The organism is Promicromonospora xylanilytica (assembly GCF_054782895.1).
Genome location: NZ_BAAGRP010000066.1, coordinates 25,272 through 46,024, shown reverse-complemented (window position 1 = coordinate 46,024; position 20,753 = coordinate 25,272). Strand labels below are relative to the sequence as shown.

At 72.2% G+C, this 20,753-nt stretch carries 16 protein-coding genes; 6 read left to right on the top strand and 10 right to left on the bottom strand.

All coding sequences use genetic code 11. The features are described from left to right. Positions 1 to 195 precede the first annotated feature (195 nt). The 6 genes from ACYVK7_RS19390 to ACYVK7_RS19365 all read left to right on the top strand — a co-directional run bounded on the left by ACYVK7_RS19390 (position 196) and on the right by ACYVK7_RS19365 (position 9,154). Positions 196 to 1,614: an FHA domain-containing protein gene (locus tag ACYVK7_RS19390; protein ID WP_460889354.1), complete on the top strand. Its 1,419-nt coding sequence runs from the start codon at positions 196 to 198 to the stop codon at positions 1,612 to 1,614. Between the two features lie 71 nt (positions 1,615 to 1,685). Then, positions 1,686 to 2,726 carry a DUF4037 domain-containing protein gene (locus tag ACYVK7_RS19385; RefSeq protein ID WP_460889353.1) on the top strand — a complete coding sequence of 347 codons (1,041 nt, stop codon included), beginning with the start codon at positions 1,686 to 1,688 and terminating at the stop codon, positions 2,724 to 2,726. Between the two features lie 112 nt (positions 2,727 to 2,838). Further along, positions 2,839 to 3,462, top strand: coding sequence for a TetR/AcrR family transcriptional regulator (locus tag ACYVK7_RS19380; protein WP_460889352.1), 624 nt, complete (start codon positions 2,839 to 2,841; stop codon positions 3,460 to 3,462). A 91-nt stretch (positions 3,463 to 3,553) separates the two neighbouring features. Further along, complete coding sequence (locus tag ACYVK7_RS19375; protein WP_460889351.1) at positions 3,554 to 5,119, top strand: DUF3375 domain-containing protein; 1,566 nt, start codon at positions 3,554 to 3,556, stop codon at positions 5,117 to 5,119. Next, entirely contained in the window at positions 5,112 to 5,789 is a 678-nt protein-coding gene (locus tag ACYVK7_RS19370) for a DUF4194 domain-containing protein (RefSeq protein ID WP_460889350.1), read from the top strand. The genes ACYVK7_RS19375 and ACYVK7_RS19370 overlap by 8 nt, the downstream gene beginning before the upstream one ends. Next, positions 5,786 to 9,154 carry an ATP-binding protein gene (locus tag ACYVK7_RS19365; protein WP_460889349.1) on the top strand — a complete coding sequence of 1,123 codons (3,369 nt, stop codon included), beginning with the start codon at positions 5,786 to 5,788 and terminating at the stop codon, positions 9,152 to 9,154. Before ACYVK7_RS19370 ends, ACYVK7_RS19365 begins: the two co-directional genes overlap by 4 nt. A gap of 4 nt (positions 9,155 to 9,158) precedes the next feature. Here the strand turns inward: ACYVK7_RS19365 and ACYVK7_RS19360 are convergent, their stop codons facing one another. From ACYVK7_RS19360 to ACYVK7_RS19315, 10 genes are all read right to left on the bottom strand, one after another. Then, on the bottom strand, positions 9,159 to 9,806 hold the full coding sequence (locus ACYVK7_RS19360; protein ID WP_460889348.1) for a M15 family metallopeptidase: 648 nt from the start codon (positions 9,804 to 9,806) through the stop codon (positions 9,159 to 9,161). Positions 9,807 to 9,878: 72 nt separating this feature from the next. Beyond that, a complete protein-coding gene (locus ACYVK7_RS19355; protein WP_460889347.1) occupies positions 9,879 to 10,985 on the bottom strand; it encodes a sensor histidine kinase in 1,107 nt (368 codons plus the stop codon). Between the two features lie 25 nt (positions 10,986 to 11,010). Further along, positions 11,011 to 11,691 carry a response regulator transcription factor gene (locus tag ACYVK7_RS19350; protein WP_460889346.1) on the bottom strand — a complete coding sequence of 227 codons (681 nt, stop codon included), beginning with the start codon at positions 11,689 to 11,691 and terminating at the stop codon, positions 11,011 to 11,013. A gap of 193 nt (positions 11,692 to 11,884) precedes the next feature. Further along, the gene (locus tag ACYVK7_RS19345) at positions 11,885 to 13,654 is read right to left on the bottom strand and encodes an ABC transporter ATP-binding protein (RefSeq protein ID WP_460889345.1); all 1,770 of its coding nucleotides are present in this window, start codon (positions 13,652 to 13,654) and stop codon (positions 11,885 to 11,887) included. An 85-nt stretch (positions 13,655 to 13,739) separates the two neighbouring features. Continuing rightward, complete coding sequence (locus ACYVK7_RS19340; RefSeq protein ID WP_460889344.1) at positions 13,740 to 16,070, bottom strand: PQQ-dependent sugar dehydrogenase; 2,331 nt, start codon at positions 16,068 to 16,070, stop codon at positions 13,740 to 13,742. 85 nt (positions 16,071 to 16,155) lie between these two features. Then, positions 16,156 to 17,154 (bottom strand): ThuA domain-containing protein, encoded by a 999-nt coding sequence (locus ACYVK7_RS19335; protein WP_460889343.1) that lies wholly within the window; start codon positions 17,152 to 17,154, stop codon positions 16,156 to 16,158. Positions 17,155 to 17,263: 109 nt separating this feature from the next. After that, positions 17,264 to 18,040 (bottom strand): ABC transporter ATP-binding protein, encoded by a 777-nt coding sequence (locus ACYVK7_RS19330; RefSeq protein WP_460889342.1) that lies wholly within the window; start codon positions 18,038 to 18,040, stop codon positions 17,264 to 17,266. Next, complete coding sequence (locus ACYVK7_RS19325; protein WP_460889341.1) at positions 18,030 to 18,785, bottom strand: ABC transporter ATP-binding protein; 756 nt, start codon at positions 18,783 to 18,785, stop codon at positions 18,030 to 18,032. Before ACYVK7_RS19325 ends, ACYVK7_RS19330 begins: the two co-directional genes overlap by 11 nt. Further along, positions 18,782 to 19,882, bottom strand: a complete 1,101-nt coding sequence (locus tag ACYVK7_RS19320) for a branched-chain amino acid ABC transporter permease (protein WP_460889340.1) — start codon at positions 19,880 to 19,882, stop codon at positions 18,782 to 18,784. Before ACYVK7_RS19320 ends, ACYVK7_RS19325 begins: the two co-directional genes overlap by 4 nt. Further along, on the bottom strand, positions 19,866 to 20,750 hold the full coding sequence (locus ACYVK7_RS19315; RefSeq protein ID WP_460889339.1) for a branched-chain amino acid ABC transporter permease: 885 nt from the start codon (positions 20,748 to 20,750) through the stop codon (positions 19,866 to 19,868). Before ACYVK7_RS19315 ends, ACYVK7_RS19320 begins: the two co-directional genes overlap by 17 nt. Positions 20,751 to 20,753 lie beyond the last annotated feature (3 nt).

Here is a 20,753-nt window from a genome sequence, read left to right as displayed (position 1 = left end):
CTCCTCGGTCTTCTCGGCACCAGCCTGTCCCCGCCCCGCTCCGCTCGCTACGCGAGAGCCGGACGGCCGGCGGGCGCATATGACACTCGACGCATAGCGGACCGCGACGTCTCGGGTGAGTATGGGCCGGTGCCGATAGTGACTGGTCAGCAGGGCGGGGCAACGGCTCCGAGAGCGGACGCCGGGGTAGCCGGTGTGGATATCGGCGGCACGGGTTCGCGCCTGCGGGTCAGCACGGGACCGGGCGGCCGGTCCTACGAGGTCACCGGGCCGCCGGCCGCCGTCGTCGCTGGGCGGTCGACCGTGCCCGACGTGGTGCGGGGCCTGTGCCGGGGTTTCGCGGCAGAGTTCGGCGGGCGTCCCCGGGTGGCGGCTGCCGCCGTCGGCATGCGCGGGTTCCGTTCCCAGACGCAGGCCGGGAGCCTCGACCCCAACCTCGTGCACGACATCCTCGCCGAGGAGCTGCGCACCAGCTCGACCGCCGTGTCGAGCGACGCCGTCACGGCCCACCTGGGCGCCCTCGGCTCGGGTCCGGGCGCCACGCTCGCCGTCGGGACCGGAGCGGTCGCCGTGGCGTGCGACGACGTCGGGCGGTGGCACCTCGCCGACGGCATGGGCCCGTACGTGGGCGACAACGGCGGCGGTGCGTGGATCGGCAAGCGCGGGCTCGACGCGGCGGCGCGGTCGATGGACGGCCGCCGGGTGGGCGCGTCGCCCGGGCTGGTGCAGGCCGCCGAACGGCACTTCGGGCGACGGGAGCGGTGGGCTGCCGTCACCGACGTGTCGCTGTTCGCGGGGTTCGCGCCGCAGGTCATCGGGGCCGCCAGCGTCGGCGACCTGGCATGCCGCGAGATCCTCGACGAGGCGGCCCGGTCGCTGGCGGACGGGCTGTGCGCCGTGCTGAACCATCCCGGCGTCGAGCCCGTGGCGGTCACCACGGGAAAGCTCCTGATGTACGCGCCGATGTTCCGGTCGATGGTGCTCCAGCACCTCCTGGAGAAGCGCGACGACGTGCGCGTGCAGCCCAGCGCCGGACTGCCGCTCGACGGGGCGCTGAACCTGGCAAGGATGCTCGCCGCCCACCCGCTCGTCGTCCGGGAGCACGTTCCTCTGCTGGCGGTCCGGGTCGGGGCGGCACCACGGCTGGACGACTCCATCACCCTGCCGCGCGTGCGGCTGCCGGTCGTCCGGCCGATGCGGATGGAGAGCGAGCCAGCGGCCTGGGCGGTCGAGATCCGGTCGGACGCCGAGTGGTCGGCCGACCAGGCCCCGACCGACACGCTGGTCACCTCGGCGGTCGACGCCCTCGTGCCGCTGACCGGTGCGCGCCTCGTCGTCGGTCGCGCGTCGCGCAGCCGCGGCGTCGTGCCGGACATCGTCTGCGACGACACCGGCGTGTCCCGCAGGCACTGCGAGATCGCCTGGGTCGAGGGCGGCTGGAGCGTCATCGACCTCGGTTCGGCCAACGGCACCTACGTCGCCGCGCGCGGCGAAGCCGTCCCGGAGGAGCCGCTGCGGCAGGGGGAGCGGCGCTGGCTGTCCGACGGCGACCGCATCTACGTCGGCGGCTCGACCTGCCTCACCGCCCGGGCGGTCACCGCGAACGTGCGGTGAGCGGGCCCCGGGCTCGGCGCTCGCTGCCGATTCACCTGGACCAGTACCTGCCCGACTCCTAGGTTGGTCGGATGTCCGGAACCGAGATCGCCCACGCCTACTGGGCCGACGTCGTCCGCCCGATCCTGGAGCGCACGCTGCCCGACGTGCCGAGGGCGGCAGGCCGGCTCGGCACCGGCTCGGACGTGCTGGGGCTCGACGACGACACCTCCCGCGACCACGACTGGGGGCTCCGGCTCACACTGCTGGTCCCTGGCGACCGCGCGGACGAGGTCGACGAGGTCCTGGCCGCCTCCCTCCCGGCCGAGTACCAGGGGTGGCCGACGGCGTTCCCGCTCACGTGGGACCCGGCCGCGCGGCACCGGGTCGAGGTGGCGACGCCCGCCGGATTCGTCCGGTCGCGTACGGGACTCGACGTCGGTGCGGGGCTGACCGTGCCCGACTGGCTGTCGCTCACCGGACAGTCCGTGCTGGAGGTCACCGCGGGGCCGGTGTTCGAGGACACGGCCGGCGAGATCACCGCGCTGCGCGAGCAGCTCGACTGGTACCCGCAGGACGTGTGGCTGCACGTCCTGGCCGCGGACTGGGCCCGCGTGGGTCAGGAGCTGCCGTTCGTGGGCCGCACGGGGCAGCGGGGCGACGACCTCGGCTCCCGGCTGATCGCCGCGCGCCTGGTCACGGCACTGGTCCGCCTCGGGTTCCTGCTGGAGCGGCGCTGGCCCCCGTACCCCAAGTGGGCGGGCACCCTGTTCGCGCGGCTCCCGGTGGCGCCGTCCGCCACCGGGGTCCTGGCCGACGCGCTCGCGGCCTCGGGCTGGCAGGCGCGCGACGCCGCTCTGCGCGCGGCGTGCGAGGCGCTGCACGAGCGGCAGCGCGCCGTCGGGCTGCCGACGCTGGACGGGCCGGCCTGCGAGGACTTCTACGACCGGCCGTTCACGGGCCTGCGCGACGGGGTCGTCGGTACGCTGCGCGGCGCGATCACCGACCCGGAGGTGCGCGCGCTGGCGCACCGCGGGGGCATCGAGCAGTGGGTGGACGACGTCGGCACCCTCACCGACGAGGACCTGCGCGTCCGGCTGACGCAGGTCCTCGTCGAGCGGGGTCAGGGGTAGACCTGCACCTCGCTGGGCCGGTGTCCGTCACGGACGCCGCGCACCTTTGTTGACCGGCCGGTCCACACCGGGCGTGCTGGACCGACCGGTCAAGAACGACTATCGTGGGGGCATGGCGAGGCCGAGGCAGTTCGACGAGGACACGGTGCTGCGCGCGGTCTGCGACCAGTTCTGGGACTCGGGCTACGCGGCCACCTCGGTGCAGGACCTCATGCGTGTGAGCGGACTGGGCAAGGGCAGCCTCTATGCCGCCTTCGGGGACAAGCACGAGCTCTTCCTCCGGGTGCTGCGCCGGTACGTCGCAGATATCGACGGTGCGCTGCGACGCTCGGTCAGGTCCGCGCCGCGCGCCGTCGACGCGTTGCGATCGTTCCTCATGGCGCCGGTGGGTGACCCCGACGGAGTGTCCGCCCGGCGTGGCTGCCTGCTCGCCAACAGCACCACCGAGCTGGCGTCCGCCGATCCCGTCGTCGTCGCGGAGGCGCGCCAGGCGTACGAGAGGACGACGGCGGTCCTGGCCGAGGGCGTGGCCCGGGCACAGGTCGAGGGCGACCTGCCGGCGTCCGCCGACCCGGTCGCCACCGCCCGGGCGCTGCTCGCCGCACAGCAGGGTGTGACCTACATGGGGCGCACCGGGATGGACGTCGAGACGCTGGCGGCGACGGCCCGATCGCTCGCGGACCAGCTGCTGCCCGCCGCCGCACAGAGCGTCATGGCCGAGAACCCGGCGGGCTGAACCGCGAGAACCCGGCGGGCTGAACCGTACGGGCCGGTCCTGTGGATGACGAGCGCGTGGATGTCGGCGGTCCCACGTACCCTGAGCGGCGATGATTACTCGTGCAGAGGGTGCGTATCTCGGTGCGCTGCGCGCCTTCCAGGAGCCCATGCTCGACCTGCTCCACCGGCGGTACGCCCCCCTCGTGGTGTCGCTGCTGTCGCTCGTCTTCACACCCGAGCGACCGACCGTTCCCGTCACGGAGGCGCACACCGAGATCGGTGATGCCCTGGACCAGCTGCGCGCCCAGGGATACGAGCTGAACGCCGACGGCACCCGGGCGATCCCCGTGGGCAGCGCACGTGAGCTGTGCCGGCAGTGGGCCGACGTCGGCTGGCTCAAACGCCAGATCGTCGACGGGGACATCGAGGTCTACCAGCTCTCCGCGCACGCGGTCGGCGCGCTGGAGGTCGCGGGGCGGGCCGGCGGTGCACGGGCCAGGGTCTCCGAGTCGCGGGTCCGCACGCTGCTGGACGCCGTGGAGCGGCTGGCGCAGGACGCCGACCCGGACGTGGCAGTCCGCATGGCCCGCCTCCAGACCCAGGTGGACCGGCTGCAGGCCGAGCTGCTGCGCCTCGACCGGGGCGGCGTGATCGACGAGGTCGACGACGAGGAGCTGCTGGAGGGGGCGGAGAACGTCCTGCACCTCGTGCGTGAGCTGCCGGCGGACTTCGCGCGGGTGGCCGAGTCGATCAAGGCGATGCAGCGGGACGTGGTGACGGCGCTCCGCCAGGACGAGCGACCGTCCGGCGACGTGCTGCGCGAGTACCTCGAGCGCGGCGAGCAGGTGATGACGACCACGCCCGAGGGCAGGGCCTTCGCCGGCGCCCTGCGGCTGATCGGCGACCCGCAGCGGATCGACGAGCTCTCGCTCCAGCTCGACACGGTGCTGCGCCACCGGTTCACGGGGCGGCTGCCGGGACAGCAGCGCGCCGAGCTGCGCGAGGTCGGGCGGCGGATCGAGCAGGGTGTGGCCGAGGTCATCAAGGCCCAGCGCCAGGCGTCCCACGTCATCACGGCCCAGGTGCGTAACCACGACCCGCTGCGCGACCGGCAGGTGGACGAGCTGCTGCGCGAGGTCATGATCAGCTTCCAGGCCTGGGTGCCGACCACACGGCGCGGCCAGGAGGTCGACCCGTTGCGCAGGCTGCCCGTCGCGGACGTCGCGCACCTGCGCCAGACGACGAGCGACCTGAGCCCTCCGCAGCCCCCTGCCCCCTTGCAGACGCTGGACGACGGCGCGGACACCGACCTGGAGGACGGCGCCCGCGAGTGGGGCGGGCCGCACTACGCGGAGCTGCGCGAGCATCTCGACTCGTTCGCTGCCACCACCGACGGCGACGGCGGCACGGACCTCGCCGCTGTGTTCAGCGCCGCGCCCGAGGCGATCCGGCGGCCGGTGGACCTGCTCGGACTGCTCGAGCTCGCGGACCACGAGGGCATGACCGAGACCGACCAGGTGGCGGTCGTCGAGGCGGTCCGGCCCGACGGTTCACGGCGGCGGTTCGCGTTCGGCGGCGTCACGGTACGGACGTCGCCCGACACGAAGCACGACACGACAAAGCCAGAGACCAGGCACGACACCGAGCGACGCACGAAGGACGACACAGATGAGTGAGACCGCCGTCGACGAGCACGTCGCGGAGAACGACGGCGGGTTCATCGAGCCGGTGCCGATGGAGGAGGACCCGGAGCAGCTCTTCGCCGGCGACTCGGGAACGCTGGACGCGCCGGTGCGCCGGGTGCTGGTGCGTCTGCTGCGCGGCAGGTTCCTCGTCGCGGACCGCAACCGGGCGCAGTGGCGCACCCTCCTGGAGAACCAGCAGGTGATCGAGTCGCGGCTGCACGACCTGTTCGTTCACCTCGTCGTGGACCACGACCGGGGGATCGCGTACAAGAGACAGGTCCGCTCCGCCGAGCTGGACGTCCCGATCCTGCTGAAGGACGACCCGTACACCCGTGCCGAGACGCTGGTCCTCGTCCACCTGCGCACGGTCTTCCAGCGGGAGCAGGGTGCGGGGGAGGCCTCGGCCCGGGTGGACGTCGAGGAGGTCGAGCAGACGGTGCTGACGTTCTTCGACCCCGACGACAAGAACCTGGCCGCCCGGCAGACGGAGATCCGCACCGCCGTGCGGCGGCTGGAGAAGGAGGGGCTCATCGAGGAGGAGTCCGAGGGCCGGTACCGCGTCACGCCCCTGGTCGAGATCGTGCTCAGCAACGAGCGCCTCGGTGAGCTGCGGCAGTGGCTGCGCGCGCAGAACCAGCAGAACCAGGAGAACCCGCGATGACGATGATCGACACCCTGTTCGGGATGATCCCCGCGGCGTCGACCGGCCAGCAGTGGGTCGCGCGCGACCTGCAGCTCGTCAACTGGGGCGGCTACGACGGACACCACCAGGTGCGCCTGGCCACCACGGCGACCCTGCTCTCGGGCGGCTCCGGCTCCGGCAAGTCCACGCTGATGGACGCCTACATCGCGCTCCTCATGCCGCACACCACGCCGTTCAACGGTGCGTCCAACGGCAGCGTCGTCGGGCGGCCGCGCGGCAAGGACCAGCGCAACATCCTGTCGTACGCGCGCGGCAAGATCGACGAGTCCCGGACCGACGACGGCACCCGCCAGCGGGTGCTGCGCGGCGACGGCCGGGACACCTGGTCGGCCATCGCGATGACCTGGGTGGACCAGTCCGGCACGCACTTCACCGCCGTCCGCGCCTGGTACGTCCCGTCGGCCGCGCGCACCCTCGACGACGTCGTGCCGCTGCGGGCCACCCGTGACGGCGCCTTCGACCTGCGTGACCTGGAGCGCGCTGCCGCCCAGCGGCTCTCTCGCACCGAGGTCACCGCGGCTGGTCTGACCTGCTTCGACACCGACCGCGAGTTCACGGCGCGCCTGCACTCGACGCTCGGCATCGGCGCGTCCGGCGACGGCAACAAGGCCGTGGGGCTGCTCGGCCGCATCCAGGCCGGCCAGCAGATCACCACGGTGGACGCCCTGTACAAGGCCATGGTGCTGGAGGAGCCGGAGACCCTGGCCAAGGCGGACGAGGTGGTCGAGCACTTCGACAAGCTGGCCGGCACCCGTGAGCAGATGATCACCGCCCGCCAGCAGGTGGCCGCGCTCTCGCCCATCCGTGGCTATCACGCGGCCGTCGAGGGTGCGGTCGAGCGGCTGCGGGTCATCGACGAGATCGGGTCCTTCGCCGACGCCGCGTCACCCGCGGCGCTGTGGCGCAACGAGCGCCGGCTCGGCCTCCTGCGCGCGGTCGAGCACGACCTGCGGACCGAGCACCGCGCCGCGGCGGGACGCGCGGAGGAGATCGCCGTCCGGATCACCGCCGCGAAGTCCGAGCTGGACGGCGTGCTGGAGACCCTCCGCGCGTCGGGCGGCGACCGGCTGGCGACCGCGCAGCGCGAGCTCAAGAGCGTCGACTCGCGACTGGCCGAGGTCGGGCGTGCCCGCGGCCGGCTCGACGACGCCCTCGGTGTGCTGGGCGCGTCCGCCGGCTCGGAGGCCGAGTTCTCGGCGGTGGCCGCCCGCGCCGGTGCGGCGCTGACCGATGTGGGCACCAAGAAGGCCGCGCGTGACGCGTTCGGTGAGGCGATGTCGGCGAGGAACGCCGCGCGCACCCGCCTGTCCGAGCTCGAGGCGGACCGGTCGGCGGCCGCCGACCGACGCGGCAACATCCCCGACCACCTGCACCGGGCGCGCGCCACGCTCGCCGAGGCCGCTGGGCTGACGCCCGAGGACCTGCCCTTCGTGGGGGAGCTCCTGGAGGTCCGCACCGAGTTCGAGCCGTGGCGCGGGGCCTTCAACCTCGCGCTGGGTGGCTTCGCGACCAAGATGCTGATCGACTCGGCGCGCATCCAGGCCTTCCGCAAGGCGATCGACACCGTGCCGACGTCCACCCGGATCCGGTTCGAGGGCGTGCCCACCGGGATGCGCGACGAGCTGGGGCTCGACACGCGGACGCTCCCCGGCCGGCTCGACGTCCGTGGCGGACCCTTCGCCGGCTGGCTCAAGCACGAGCTGGCGCAGCGTTTCGCCTACGTCTGCGTGGACACGCCGGGCCAGCTGGGTCAGCACAAGATGGCACTCACCCGGTCCGGCCAGCAGTCCGAGGGCCACCGCGGCGCGCACGGGGGAAACCTCCGGTCCAACGTGCTCGGCTTCACCAACGGCCGCGCGCTGGCCGAGCTCGACGAACGCATCGGACAGGCACGGGAGCTGCTCGGCGAGGCGGAACGCCGCGTCGAGGCCGCCGACGCGCACCTGAACCGGCACGACGACGAGCTCGCCGCGTACCGCACGGTCAGTGGCCTGACCTGGGACCAGGTCGACGTCGCAGCGGTCGAGGCGGAGCGGTCCCGCTGGACGCAGGTGATCCACGAGGTCACGGCGGGCAACCCCGAGGTCACTCGCCTGCGGGACCAGTCCGGCACGCTCGAGAAGCAGATCGACGCCCTCAACCAGGACCTCGGCAAGACCACGGCTCGCGCCGACGCGCTGGAGGCGCGCTGGACGGCCGTCACCGACGACGTCGACGCCGCCCAGCAGGCCCTCGACGACGCCGAGGCCGCCGAGGTCGCCGTCGGCGCTGACCAGCGGGACTACCTCGACGCGCTGTTCCGCGCCGCCGACCTCGACGCCGCGAGCGGTGGTGCTGCCGCGGCAGCCGCACTCGAGGCGTTCGACGGGGCGCTGCGGCAGGCCACCGAACGGCTCAAGGCCGACCGGGAGGCCGCGCAGACCGCGCTCGGCGCTGCCCGCGACGCGCTGCGCCGGACCTTCGAGAACTTCCGCGAGCGCTGGCACGACCCGAACCTGGGGGCCGACCCGGACGCGTCCTTCGCCGACTACGACCGGATCCTGACGGACCTGGAGACCAGCGGGCTCCACGAGCTGGAGACGGACTGGCGCAACAGCCTCCTGCGGTTGTCCGGGAACGACCTCACCGACCTGTACCGGGCGCTGGCCGGTTCGGTCCGCGAGATCAAGGAGCGGATCGGCCCGGTCAACGACATCCTGGCGAACCTCCCGTTCGCCGACGACGAGCACCGGCTCCGGATCGACGCGCGCGACAACCAGTCCTCCGTGGTCGGGGCGTTCCGCAAGGAGCTGCGCGCCCTGCGCGAGTCGCTCTCCCGAGACGCCACCGACGCCGAGCGCGAGCGGCGGTACCTGCGCATGGCCAGGGTGATCGACCGCATCCGCCGGAACGCGCCCGACTTCGCCGACCTCGTGGACGTGCGGCGGCACGTGCGCCTCAGCGCCGAGAAGGTGGACCTCGACGGCAACCACGTGGCGCACTACGACGGCATCGGGGAGAAGTCCGGTGGGGAGTCGCAGGAGCTGGTCGCCTTCATCGTCGGTGCGGCACTGCGCTACCAGCTCGGGGACGCGGGGGCGGAGCGGCCGCGGTACGCGCCGGTGTTCCTCGACGAGGCGCTCATCAAGGCCGACGCCCGGTTCACGGGCCGCGCGGTCGGTGCCTGGCGTGGGCTGGGCTTCCAGCTCATCATCGGTGCGCCCAACGACAAGTACAGCGCCCTGGAACCGCACGTCGACCTGAAGTACGTGGTCCTCAAGGACGCGTCGGGGCGGTCGCGGACGAAGGCGGTCGCGGGGGTCGCCGAGCCGGCTGGCGCCTAGCCGGTCAGCCGGCCGCACCGTCGAGCATCGGCGGGCACGTGCCGCCCGGCTCCGTCAGGAGCTCGAAGTGCCAGATCTCGTTCGAGTACACCTGGCACAGCCCGTAGTCGGTGCCGTGCTCGATCAGCCAGTAGTCGCCCTCGGTCGGCCCGATGTCGACGGCCTCGCCGCTGACGTGCGCCGACGTCTCGGGCGTCGCGACCACCTTCCGTGCCTCCTCGAGGCCGCCGTGCTTCCGGACCGCCTGGTCGAGCAGCCGCTGCTGGTAGGCGGGGCTGCGCCAGCCGCTCGTGATCCAGAAGTCGATGTCGTCGGCCGCCGCGTCGGCGGCGGCCTGGCGGACGGCGTCGGCGAGCGCCGGGTCGAGCCCGGTGATCGCGGGAAGGTCGTCGTCGAGCGTCGCCGCGCCGTCGGGGATCTCGCCGCCGTCCACGCCGGTCGAGCCGGACGACGCGGAGGTCTGGCCCAGTGCGTCGTCGACCGCCTGGACCACCGGCGAGTCGGCGCGGTCGAGCAGGGGGTAGGCGCCGAAGGCGGCGGCCAGCAGCACGGCCGTCACCGCGAGCCAGGCCATCGCCGGGCGTCGGCCGGTGCCGTGGGAGGTGCGAGCGCTGGCGTGGGTCGGGGGCTGGAGGAGGTCCTGTCGGGTCATGTCCCCAGCCCATCGTGGCGGGCGTTGCCAGGACGTCTCCGTTTCTCGATACGCCGGCGATACACCGGGCGGTCACGACCGCCGCATGGTTCCCGGGTCGTGCGCGGACGGAAGCAGCACCGTCACGCGGAGCCCGCCCTCGGGGCGGGGCGCGAGGGTGAGGGTGCCGTCGTGCGCCGTGGTGATGCTCTTGACGATCGCCAGACCGAGGCCGACGCCCGCGTGGTCGCCGCGGATACGCTCGGCGCCGCGCTGGAACGGTTCGGTGAGGGTCGTGGCCAGCTGTGGCGGGACCGGCTCGCCGGTGTTCTCGACGGTGAGCACCGCTGTCCCGGGGCGCACGCCGGTGGTGACGCGCACGCTGCCCCGCTCGGGGAGATTGTGGACTATCGCGTTGTGGACGAGGTTGGTGGTCAGCTGTAGCAGGAGCGCGTACGAGCCGACGGCGGGGGCGACCTCGCCGGAGGTCTCGATGGTGAGGCCGCGTTTCTCCGCCAGGGGGAGGAGCGTCTCGGTGGCCTCCTCCGCGATGAGGGACAGGTCGACGGGTTCCCGGACGAAGGACCGCTGGTCGGCTCGGCTGAGCACGAGCAGCGCCTCGGTGAGGTCGATCGCGCGGGTGTTGACGTACCGGAGGCGGTCGACGAGCTCGCCGGTGTCGCGGCCCGGGTCGTTGTGGGCGACCTCGAGGAGGGTCTGGGTGATCGCGAGCGGGGTCCGTAGCTCGTGGGAGGCGTTGGCGGCGAATCTCTGCTGCTCGGCGATGTGGGCCTCGAGCTGGGCCAGCATGCCGTCGAACGTGTCGGCCAGCTCGCGGAACTCGTCGTGGGGTCCCTCGAGCCTGATCCGGTGGGACAAGGACCCGTCCGTGGCCAGGCGTGCGGCGTGGGTGATGCGGCGCAGCGGGCTGAGCATGCGGCCGGCGAGGAGCCACCCGCCCAGGAGCCCGAGCACCAGCACGAACCCGAGCGCGACCAGCGCGCGCGGGAAGAACGCGCGCTCGAGGTCGGCGCGGTCGGGGACGAATATCCCCGGGCGGCCGGGGGAGTCCCCGGCGATGGAATAGATATCCGTGGGTACGTAGCGCAGCAGGAAGACCCACACCACCGCGAGCAGCAGCACACCGGCGACCATGAGGAACCCGGCGTAGCTGAGCGCGAGCTTGAGGCGGACGCTCATCCCGGGCGCCCTGTCCCCGGCCCGGCTATCCACGGTTGGTGCCCGGGGCGGTGTCGATGCGGTAGCCGACGCCGGGCACCGTGGCGATGATCCAGGGTTCGCCGAGGCGCTTGCGCAGGGCCGAGACCGTGATGCGCACGGCGTTGGTGAAGGGATCCGCGTTCTCGTCCCAGGCCCGCTCCAGCAGCTCCTCGGCGCTGACGACGCCGCCCTCCGCTGCGACGAGCACCTCGAGCACGGCGAACTGCTTTCGGGTGAGCGCCACGTAACGGCCGTCGCGGAAGACCTCCCGGCGGAAGGGGTCCAGCCGGAGGCCCGCGATCTCGCTGACCGGGGGCCTGGCCCGCCCGCGCCTGCGGTCGAGCGCCCTCAGCCGCAGCACGAGCTCACGCAGCTCGAACGGTTTGGTGAGGTAGTCGTCGGCGCCGAGCTCGAACCCGGAGGCCTTGTCGTCGATCCGGTCGGCGGCGGTCAGCATGAGGATCGGGACGCCGCTGCCGGAGGCGACGATGCGCCGGGCGACCTCGTCTCCGGACGGCCCGGGGATGTCGCGGTCGAGGACGGCGAGGTCGTAGGAGTTGATACCCAGGAGCTCCAGGGCGGAGTCGCCGTCGCCGGCGATGTCGGCCGCGATGGCCTCCAGCCGCAGTCCGTCCCGGACGGCCTCGGCCAGGTAGGGCTCGTCCTCCACGATCAGCACGCGCATACCTGCAGCCTAGGTCGAGGGCCGGCGTGCACGGTCCGGTGTGCGGCGTGCGCGATGGGCCGGCGCGGACGGCGGCGCGTCGTGGTTCATACCGCGAGTGAAGGGCCTGGCCCGTTGCGGTGGCGTATGCGGTTTCTGATACGCCACCGATATGCCGGGTGTGCTGACTCGCTCCCCGGGGCCAGTCCGGGCGTCAGCCCGCCTGGGTCGCGTGCAGGGTCGCGTAGCGGCCACCGTGGGCCACCAGCTGGTCGTGCGTGCCCTGCTCCACGATGTGCCCGTGCTCCAGCACGACGATGCGGTCGGCCTGCCGGATGGTGGAGAGCCGGTGTGCGACGACCAGCGTCGTGCGCCCGGTCATGAGGCGGCCGAGCGCCTCCTTCACGAGAGCCTCGGACTCGGTGTCCAGAGCGCTGGTCGCCTCGTCGAGCAGCAGGATGCGCGGGTCGCGCACCAGGGCGCGGGCGATGGCGATGCGCTGGCGCTGCCCGCCCGACAGCAGGGCACCGCGCTCGCCGACGACGGTGTCCCACCCCCGCGGCTGCGCGTCCACGAAGTCCAGCGCGTTGGCGTCCCGAAGGGCGGCGCGGACGACGTCGTCGGGTGCGTCCGGGAGCCCGTAGGTGACGTTGTCGCGGATGGTGCCCTCGAACAGCACCGACTCCTGCGGTACCACCGAGACGTGGCGGCGCACGGTGCGCAGGTCGAGCTCCTGCGCGTCGGCGCCGTCCACCAGCACCCGGCCGGACGTCGGGCGGATGAAGCCGAGCACCAGGTTCAGCAGCGTCGACTTGCCCGACCCGGACGAGCCGACGAACGCGACGGTCTGGCCCGCCGGGATGGTGAGCGTCACGTCGCGCAGGGCGTCGTCGTCGGAGCCGGGGTAGCGGTGGTGCACGTGCTCCAGCGTCAGCTCGCCGTCGACGGCGTCGACGGTGCGGCGGCCCGCGTTCTTCTCGAGGTCCGGCTCCTCCAGCACCTCGGCGATCGAGCGCACGGACTCCATGCCGCGCGCCGTGACCGGGATCAGCATGAGCAGCTGGGTCAGCCCCTGGGTGAGCAGCGTGAAGTAGGCGGACAGCAGCACCACCTCGCCCGGCGTCACGGGCAGGAAGCCGGTGAGGGAGAAGATCGCGGCGAGCGTGAGGCACGTGACGCCGAGCAGCTGCATGGTCACCCAGGACAGCGACGCGACCCGGCCGTTGAGCATGTCGAGGTGCAGACCGGCGCGGCGCACGCCGTCGGCGCCCGCGGCCAGGCGCGTGACCGCCGTGTGCTCCAGGCCGTGGGCGCGGGTGATCGGGATGAGCGAGGCCATCTCGCCCACGCGGGAGGCGAAGCCCTCGACCTCGCGGCGGAAGTGCTCGTTGCGGTCGCGCGAGCGGCGGGCCGTCGCCCAGCGCAGCCCGAGCGCGAGCGGCACGGCCAGCACGTAGACGGGCAGGAACTGGGGGACCTTGAGGGCCGTCATCGTCACGGCGCCGGCGAGCACCATGATCGACGAGAGCAGCGGATGGGTGACCTGCTGGAGCATCACCTCGATGTTCTCCACGTCGCGCACCACCTTGGACTGCACCACCGAGGCGCTCGCCCTGGTGTGGTAGCCGATCGACAGGCTCTGCAGCCGTGCGGCGAGCGCGTTGCGCAGGCCGGCTCCGGTGTCGCGCACCACGGTCATGAAGTTGCGCGTGTAGACGAGGTGGTTGGGAAAGTTCTGCAGAAGCAGGGCGGCGGCCACGGCGAACCAGACGAGCACGTCACGGACCTGGCCGCCGGCGGCCACGATGTCGATGACGGCGGCCGTGACCACCGGGAGGAACCACATCGGGATCTCTTTGACCGTGAAGGCACCGATCGCCACCGCCATGCGGCCGGGCCGGCGGGCGAGCAGGCGGAGGATCGATCGGGCGGGGCGCGAGCTGTCGATGCGCAGCGCGGAGGTAAGCGCTTTCTCGGCGGCCATGCGGCACATGCTATCGACCCGGTCGAGTGCCGGATGTCTGCGGGCCCAGCAGGCGATTCCCCGCAGACATCCAGCACTCGACGGTTCAGCGGGTCATGAGGGCGTACTGGTGCGCCACCTCTCGGGGCGTCGCGGCCCTGTCGAAGAACTGGAGGGTGTCCATGCTGCAGTTGCACGGGTTGGCCTCCCGCGTGTCCTGCGGGAAGCTGCCGCCGATCTTGATCCCGCGCGGTGTCGTCGCGGAGGCACCCGAACCGTCGACCCGCCACGGGTCGCCGTCCTTCGTGTAGAAGCCGGCCACCTGCTCACCGTTGCGGTACAGCGCCATCCTGCCGGTGGTGTAGTCGAACGTGGCGGCCAGGTGCACCCACTCGTCCTGCGGCAGGAGCGTGCGCCAGTCCTCCTGCGCGGCGAAGGTCTGCGACTCGCCGCCGTCGACCCGCCGGCCGAGCGCGACGAGCCGCAGCTCGCCGTCCACCTCGATGACCTCGAGGAGCGCGCGCACGCCGTGCCCGTCGGAGTCGCCGCTGAGCACGCCCGCCAGGCCGATGGCGTTGTAGAGGTCGTCCGGGTCGGCGCTGTTGGTGTTCCGGCTCGGGTTCTGGCCGGTCATCTTGACCCAGCCCATCACCGTGATCCCGTCCACCCCGCTGAACGCGGACAGCGTGTCCACCCCGTCGGCGTCGTAGACGCCCGCCTTCCAGTCGTCGTTGCCGGCGGCTGCCGGGTCCACCTGCATGAGCCGGACGGAGTTGTTGCTGCCCGGGTGCGCGCCGTCGGCGACGCGCATGTCCTCCCCGCCGTTGACCAGATCCAGGTACGTGCGGGACGCGCCGCGGTCGACCTCGACGGCCCCGTCCTGCTGGAACGGGTGCTCGAAGTCGTACAGGCTCACCTGGTTCGGCTCCAGCGAGCGGGTGACGTCCCGTGGCACCGGCGCGCTGATCGTGTCGACCACCTTCCAGATCTTCCCGTTCGCCTTGGCGATCAGGTAGAGGTCGCCCGAGCGGTCGCGGCCCATCCGCAGGTCGGCCCGCTCGTCGCCGGTGAAGTCGGGCATCCGCTTGCGGGTGCCGCCGGTGTCGTAGAGCGCGAGCTCGTACATCTGCGCCTCCGGCCCGCCGCGCCGCATCTGCGACTCCTTGGCGAAGAACACCCGTCCCTCGACCAGGTCCGTGAACAGGTACTTGCCGTCGAGGGCGGGCAGGTCGTGCCCGCGGTAGACGAATCCGCCGCTGATCGCGTAGCCGCTGTCCGACGTGCACGGCCAGCCGGGCGGCGGGTCGTGGTCGTACGCCACGACCGGGTAGGTGAAGCCGAGCTCGGCGTCGTTCTCCGGGAGGGGGTAGAGGTTGCAGCGGTCGGCCGCGTCGAAGACGTACTTGCCCTCGCGGTCGCCCCAGCCGAAGTTGTCGCCCGCCTGCACGTCGTAGACAGCCTCGATCGCGTGCTCGCCGATGTGGCCGAGGAACATGCGCGTGTCGCCGTGCTCGCCCTGCCGGTCCCAGCTGAACCGGTGCGGGTCGCGCATGCCGACGGCGTAGATCTCGCCCAGCGCACCCGGCGTGCCGACGAACGGGTTCGACGGCGGGATCCCGTACGTCCCGCCCGGCCCGTCGTTCCCGGCAGGGTCGATGCGCAGGATCTTGCCCGCCGGGGTCCCCATGTCCTGCGGGATACCGGTCCCGACGCCCCGGCCGCCGTCGCCGACGGCGAGGTAGAGCAGGCCGTAGTCCTCGGCGCCCGGCCGCGCCGTCGGGTTGAAGTCGATCTGCTGGATCGCGTGGATCTGACCGCCGAAGCCCAGGCGCAGCACCTCACGGCTCGTCCCGGAGAAGACGTCGGCGGCCGGGTCGTCCGCGACCCACTCGGTCACCACGGAGTGCAGGAACGTCGGGTTCTGCGGCGGGTACGTCGTGGGGTCCGGTGGCGGTCCCGCGTTGCCGGGACGCTCCGTGTGCACCGTGTAGAAGGTGCCGTTGTCCTCGAAGTCCGGGTGGAACGTCGCGAACCCGAAACCGCTGCCCATGCCGCGCCCCGAGAAGAACTCGGGCGCGAACTCGGCGGCGACGTCCAGGTAGACCTGCGGCTCGCCGTCCTCGACGAGGTAGAGGGGGCCGTTGAGGTCCGGCACGTAGGTGCGGCCCGACCCGTCGGGCAGCTCGCCGAGACCGTTGATGCGGGCGTGCCGCATCAGCCGGCGGTCGGTGGGCGCAGGGATGGGTTCCGTCCTGGGGAACTGCGCGTACTCCTCCAGCACGAGGCCCAGCGTGGACTGGATCTCCTCCGGGGCGGGGTCGGCGATCGGACCAGGATCGGCTGCAGCGGCCGTCATGGTCGCCGTGGTCAGCCCGGCCAGTGCGGTAGCGGTGATCGCCACCGCGGCCACCGCCGACCGCCATCGTCGCTTGCTCATGGTGCCTCCTGAATGTCGTCGTCGTCATTGCGGAGTGCCTTGCTGTCGCTGGTCGAGCCGTCTCGGTGGTCGACTCCGTCGAGACCTACCGGCAGAACGCCTGGTCCCCGGCCGCGCTGAGGATCCCGCCCACCACGTGCGCCTCGAACGACCCGGCGCCCGCGAGCGCCGAGTCCTCGGTCCAGGCCGCAGGATCGTGGCCGAGCGTGGTGACCCAGGCGCGGCCGCCGTCGTAGTAGTGGCACCACGACACGGGGTGGTCGCCCGGGTGGCCGGGGTGCCCGTTGAACCCGGTGTGGGCACCGATGGTCGCGGTGTCCACCTCGGCGAGGAACCGCACGCCCGTGGGGAACGGCTCGAGGTGATACCACTCGTCGCGGAAGTCCCACCGTCGCGGCAGGTCGCGCGTCGAGGCGTCGCGCCGGTCGACGGTCACGACCTGCCCGTCGCGGTGCGGCCCGTGGTCGTAGAAGTTGGCCCCGCCGAGCAGGCCCTGGAACCACGGCCAGTGGTACATCGCGCCGAGCGTGTTGTGGACGGCCACGAAGCCGCCGCCCGACCGGACGTACTGCAGCAGCGCCGTCTGGGACGCGTCGTCGAGCATGGTGCGGGAGTTGCTGAGGAACACGACGGCGTCGTACGGCGCGAGCTTGGCCGGGGCGTCGAGCTGGCGTACGTCCTCGGTCCAGTCGACCTCGAACCCGTGCTCCTGGCCCCACCGGACCACCGCGGTCTGTGCGACGTGCGCGGACGTGAGCGGCGGGTTCATCCCGGCGGGCAGGAGCGGCCCGAGGTGCGCGTGCCGGGAGCTGCCCGTCGCGGTGAAGACCAGCACGCGCACGACTCCGTCGTCGGCCCGCGGCAGGTCCCAGTCGTTGTAGCAGGCGGGGTCGGTGCCCCGGCAGACGCCGTAGTCGGCGAGCTTGTCCTGGTAGGTGTTCTGGTGATCCGCGGACGGCGGCGGCCCGCTCCCCGCCGTCGGCGCGAGGTGCAGGCCCGCGAGCAGCGCGGCCAGGATCGCCAGGCCGAGCACGACCTGTCCCGCACCACCGAGCGACTTTCCGAGCATGGTTCTGAGCGACATGACGGTTCTCCTTTGAACAGCCAGCAGTCAGTCCTGTCTCGTTGAGCGCTGGGTACTCGTCGGTCCGCGCGGCGTGGAACGACAAGCACCCAGCACTCAACGGGGTGGGTTACGGCACCTCCTTCGGGCGGCCGCCCAGGTAGAGCTGGGCCAGTCTCGGGTCGGCCAGGAGGGTCGGAGCCGGGCCCGTGATGTGCACGGTGCCCAGGTCCAGCACGCAGCCGACGTCGGCCGCCTCCAGCGCACGTCGCGCGTTCTGCTCCACGAGCAGCACCGCCGTCCCGGCGTCGCGCATGCGCTGCACCTGCTCGAACACGATCGCGGTCGCCTTGGGGTCGAGCCCCATGGAGGGCTCGTCCAGGAGCACCACCTTGGGCCGCACCATGAGCGAGCGGGCGAACTCGACCTGCTTCTGCTGCCCGCCCGAGAGCGCGCCGGCCAGGGCGGACCAGCGCTCGCCGACCAGTGGGAACAGGTTCGTGACGAACTCGGTGCGCTCGGCGATCACCGACCTGTCACGCACCGTGTAGGCGCCGAGCAGCACGTTCTCGGCGACCGTCATCTCGGGGAAGACGCTGTGCCCCTGCGGCACGTGGGACAGCCCGGCGGCCAGGAGCTGCTGCGGGGTGCGCCCGGTGACGTCGACACCGTCGACCACCACCTGGCCGGCACGCGGCGTCAGCAGACCGCTGGCGACCTTGAGCACCGTCGACTTGCCCGCGCCGTTCGGGCCCACGAGGCAGACCACGCTGGACGGTGCGACGGTGACCGACAGCCCGCGCAGCACGAGGGCCGCGCGGCCGTAGCCGGCCTGGACACCGACCAGGCGGAGAAGGGGTTCGGCAGCCGGCGCTGCCGCCGGTCCGGTGGTCGGTTCAGACGCCAAGGTATGCCTCCAGGACCTGGGGGTCGTCCTGCACGACGGCGGGGGCGCCCTGCGCGATGGGCCGGCCCCTGTCGAACACGACCACGTGGTCGCTCAGGCCCATGACCAGCTCCATGTTGTGCTCCACGATGATGAAGGTGCGGCCTTCGGCGTTGAGCTCGCGTACGAGGTCGGCGATGCGGTCCACCAGCGCGGGGTTCACCCCGCCGGCGGGCTCGTCGAGCATGATCGTGTGGGGATCGCCCATGAGCACCCCGGCGAGCTCGAGCAGCTTCTGCTGCCCGTAGGAGATGTCGCGGGCCTCTGACTGCTCGAGGTGGTCGATGCCGACCCGGGACAGCAGCTCGCGCGCCTGCGCGATGTCGGCGGGGTTGCGCGAGCCGCGCAGCCGCTGCAGCAGCCCGTGGGGCTGTACGGCGACCAGCATGTTCTCCAGCACCGTGAGCCGCGGGAAGATGCGGCAGAGCTGGAAGCTGCGGCCGATCCCTGACCGCGCGATGCGGTGCGAAGCCAGCCCGGTGACGTCCCGGTCCTGGTAGTACACGGTGCCGCTGTCGGGCCGGATCATGCCGGTGACGCAGTTGAAGAACGTCGTCTTGCCGGAGCCGTTGGGTCCGATCAGGGCGTTGATCTCGCCCTCGTGGAAGGCGACGGAGGCGCTGTCGATCGCGCGGACGCCACCGAACGACTTGGTCAGGTCACGGGTCGTGACGGAACCCGTCGCACTGCTCGTCAAACCGCTCATCGGGCCGCCTCCTCGCGCTGGTTCGCCAGCTCCTCCGCGCTCATCTCGCGGATCGACGCCGCCTGACGGCGCCGGTTCAGGGCCGAGCTCAGGGCGGGGATGACGCCGTCGGGCATGAACAGGACGACGAGGCCGAGCAGGACGCCTGTGGCGACCAGGTGGAGCTGCGTGTCGCCGTACTGGGACTTGAACACCTCGACGGCGTAGCCGACGACGACGGCCCCCAGCAGCGGGCCGAACAGGCTGCGTATCCCGCCGAGCAGTGACATGAGCACCATGTAGCTGCCGATGAGGATCGAGAACTGGAAGATCGGGTCCAGGTAGCCGAACCAGAGCGCGTACAGGCCGCCGCCCAGGGCGGTGAAGAACGCGCTCACCACGAGCGCGGTGAGCTTGTAGGTGAAGGTCGGTACGCCGAGCGCCTGCGCCTTGTCCTCGTCCTCCCGGATGGCCTTGAGCCCGGCGCCGAGCCGGGAGCGCTCGATGAGCCACCAGGTCAGCAGCGCGAGCGCGAGGAGAACGGCGTGCAGGTAGAAGAAGCGTTCGTGCTGCTCGGGTCGCAGCACGTCGGGGCCGAACGGCCGCGGCACCCGCAGCCCGTTCGAGCCGCCGGTGAACGTGTGCCAGCTCTGGAACACGAGCTGCACGATGAGCACCAGAGCGATGGACGCGATCACGAAGGAAGCGCCCCGCACACGTAGCGACGCGATGCCGACGGGAACCGCGATGACCGCCACGATCAGACCGCCCGAGATCAGCGCGAGCCACGGGTCGAGGCCGGTGCGGAGGATCAGGAGCGCCGTCGCGTACCCGCCGAGCCCCGAGTACGCCGCGTGCCCGAGGGAGATGTAGCCCGTGAACCCGCCCACCAGGTTCCATGACGTCGCGAGCACCGCGTAGCTCAGGATCACCACGCCGACGGAAAGGATGAACGGGTCGGCCGCGAGGGAGGGGAACAGTACGACGATCGCCACGAGGGCGAGCAGGCCGGCGATCCGGGCCCACCGCGCGAGGTCGCGCCGCTTCGCAGGCGACGCCGGTGCCGGTGTCGTCGGTGGCGGGGGAGCCGACGTCGTCGGCTCAGAATCTCTGGGCAAGGCGACCTCCGAAGAATCCCTGCGGACGGATCATGAGGGTGACGAACAGGGCCAGGTAGAACACGGTCTGGGCCCAGGTCGTGCCGAGCGGTACCTGCAGCAGGCTCGCGGCCACGCCGAGCAGCATGGCCGCGATCGCGGCGCCAGGGATGCTGCCCAGCCCGCCGACGACGATGATCGCCATCAGCGGTCCGATCCAGTGCCAGTGCAGCGACGGGTAGATCGTGTAGTCGAGCGCGAGCGCCGTGCCGCCGACGGCGGCCGTCGCCAGGCCCAGCCCGAACCCGAGCCCGGCCACCCGGTCGGTGTCGATGCCGATCAGCCGTGCGGCCTCGGGGTGCTGGGTGGTGGCCCGCAGCGCCCGCCCGAAGGAGGTCTTGCGCAGGACCAGGTACAGCGCCCCGAGCGACACCGCGGCGAGCGCGAACGCGATCAGCTTGACGACGGCGATGCTGACGCCGGCCACCTCGACGCTCGCCCCGGAGTACTCGAGCTGTACGCGGCGCTGCGTCCCTGTCCACACGAAGCCGAGCAGCCCCTCGATGGTCAGTGCGACGGCGAAGGTCAGCAGCACCGACATGGTGGTGAGGCTGATGGGCCGCAGCCGCGACACCAGGAACCGCTGCATGCCGTACCCGACCACGAAGAACAGGGGCACCGTGATGACCAGCGACAGCAGCGGGTCGAGCCCGGAGCGCTCGTGGAAGTACCAGGCGAGGTAGGCGGCGAGGATCAGGAACGCGGAGTGGGCGATCATGACCACCCGCATGACGCCGAAGTACAGCGTCAGGCCGGCAGCCAGGAGGGCGTACAGCCCACCCAGGAGGATGCCCAGCACCAGGCTCTGTGCGAACAGGGCACCGGTCATGAG

Bases quoted from the DNA above. Each gene is read 5' to 3' on its own strand.
- ACYVK7_RS19360 (WP_460889348.1), bottom strand. From the start codon at position 9,806: ATGACCCGACAGGACCTCCTCCAGCCCCCGACCCACGCCAGCGCTCGC.
- ACYVK7_RS19335 (WP_460889343.1), bottom strand. From the start codon at position 17,154: ATGTCGCTCAGAACCATGCTCGGAAAGTCGCTCGGTGGTGCGGGACAG.
- ACYVK7_RS19340 (WP_460889344.1), bottom strand. From the start codon at position 16,070: ATGAGCAAGCGACGATGGCGGTCGGCGGTGGCCGCGGTGGCGATCACC.
- ACYVK7_RS19325 (WP_460889341.1), bottom strand. From the start codon at position 18,785: ATGAGCGGTTTGACGAGCAGTGCGACGGGTTCCGTCACGACCCGTGAC.
- ACYVK7_RS19350 (WP_460889346.1), bottom strand. From the start codon at position 11,691: ATGCGCGTGCTGATCGTGGAGGACGAGCCCTACCTGGCCGAGGCCGTC.
- ACYVK7_RS19385 (WP_460889353.1), top strand. From the start codon at position 1,686: ATGTCCGGAACCGAGATCGCCCACGCCTACTGGGCCGACGTCGTCCGC.
- ACYVK7_RS19365 (WP_460889349.1), top strand. From the start codon at position 5,786: ATGACGATGATCGACACCCTGTTCGGGATGATCCCCGCGGCGTCGACC.
- ACYVK7_RS19345 (WP_460889345.1), bottom strand. From the start codon at position 13,654: ATGGCCGCCGAGAAAGCGCTTACCTCCGCGCTGCGCATCGACAGCTCG.
- ACYVK7_RS19380 (WP_460889352.1), top strand. From the start codon at position 2,839: ATGGCGAGGCCGAGGCAGTTCGACGAGGACACGGTGCTGCGCGCGGTC.
- ACYVK7_RS19375 (WP_460889351.1), top strand. From the start codon at position 3,554: ATGATTACTCGTGCAGAGGGTGCGTATCTCGGTGCGCTGCGCGCCTTC.
- ACYVK7_RS19355 (WP_460889347.1), bottom strand. From the start codon at position 10,985: ATGAGCGTCCGCCTCAAGCTCGCGCTCAGCTACGCCGGGTTCCTCATG.
- ACYVK7_RS19370 (WP_460889350.1), top strand. From the start codon at position 5,112: ATGAGTGAGACCGCCGTCGACGAGCACGTCGCGGAGAACGACGGCGGG.
- ACYVK7_RS19315 (WP_460889339.1), bottom strand. From the start codon at position 20,750: ATGACCGGTGCCCTGTTCGCACAGAGCCTGGTGCTGGGCATCCTCCTG.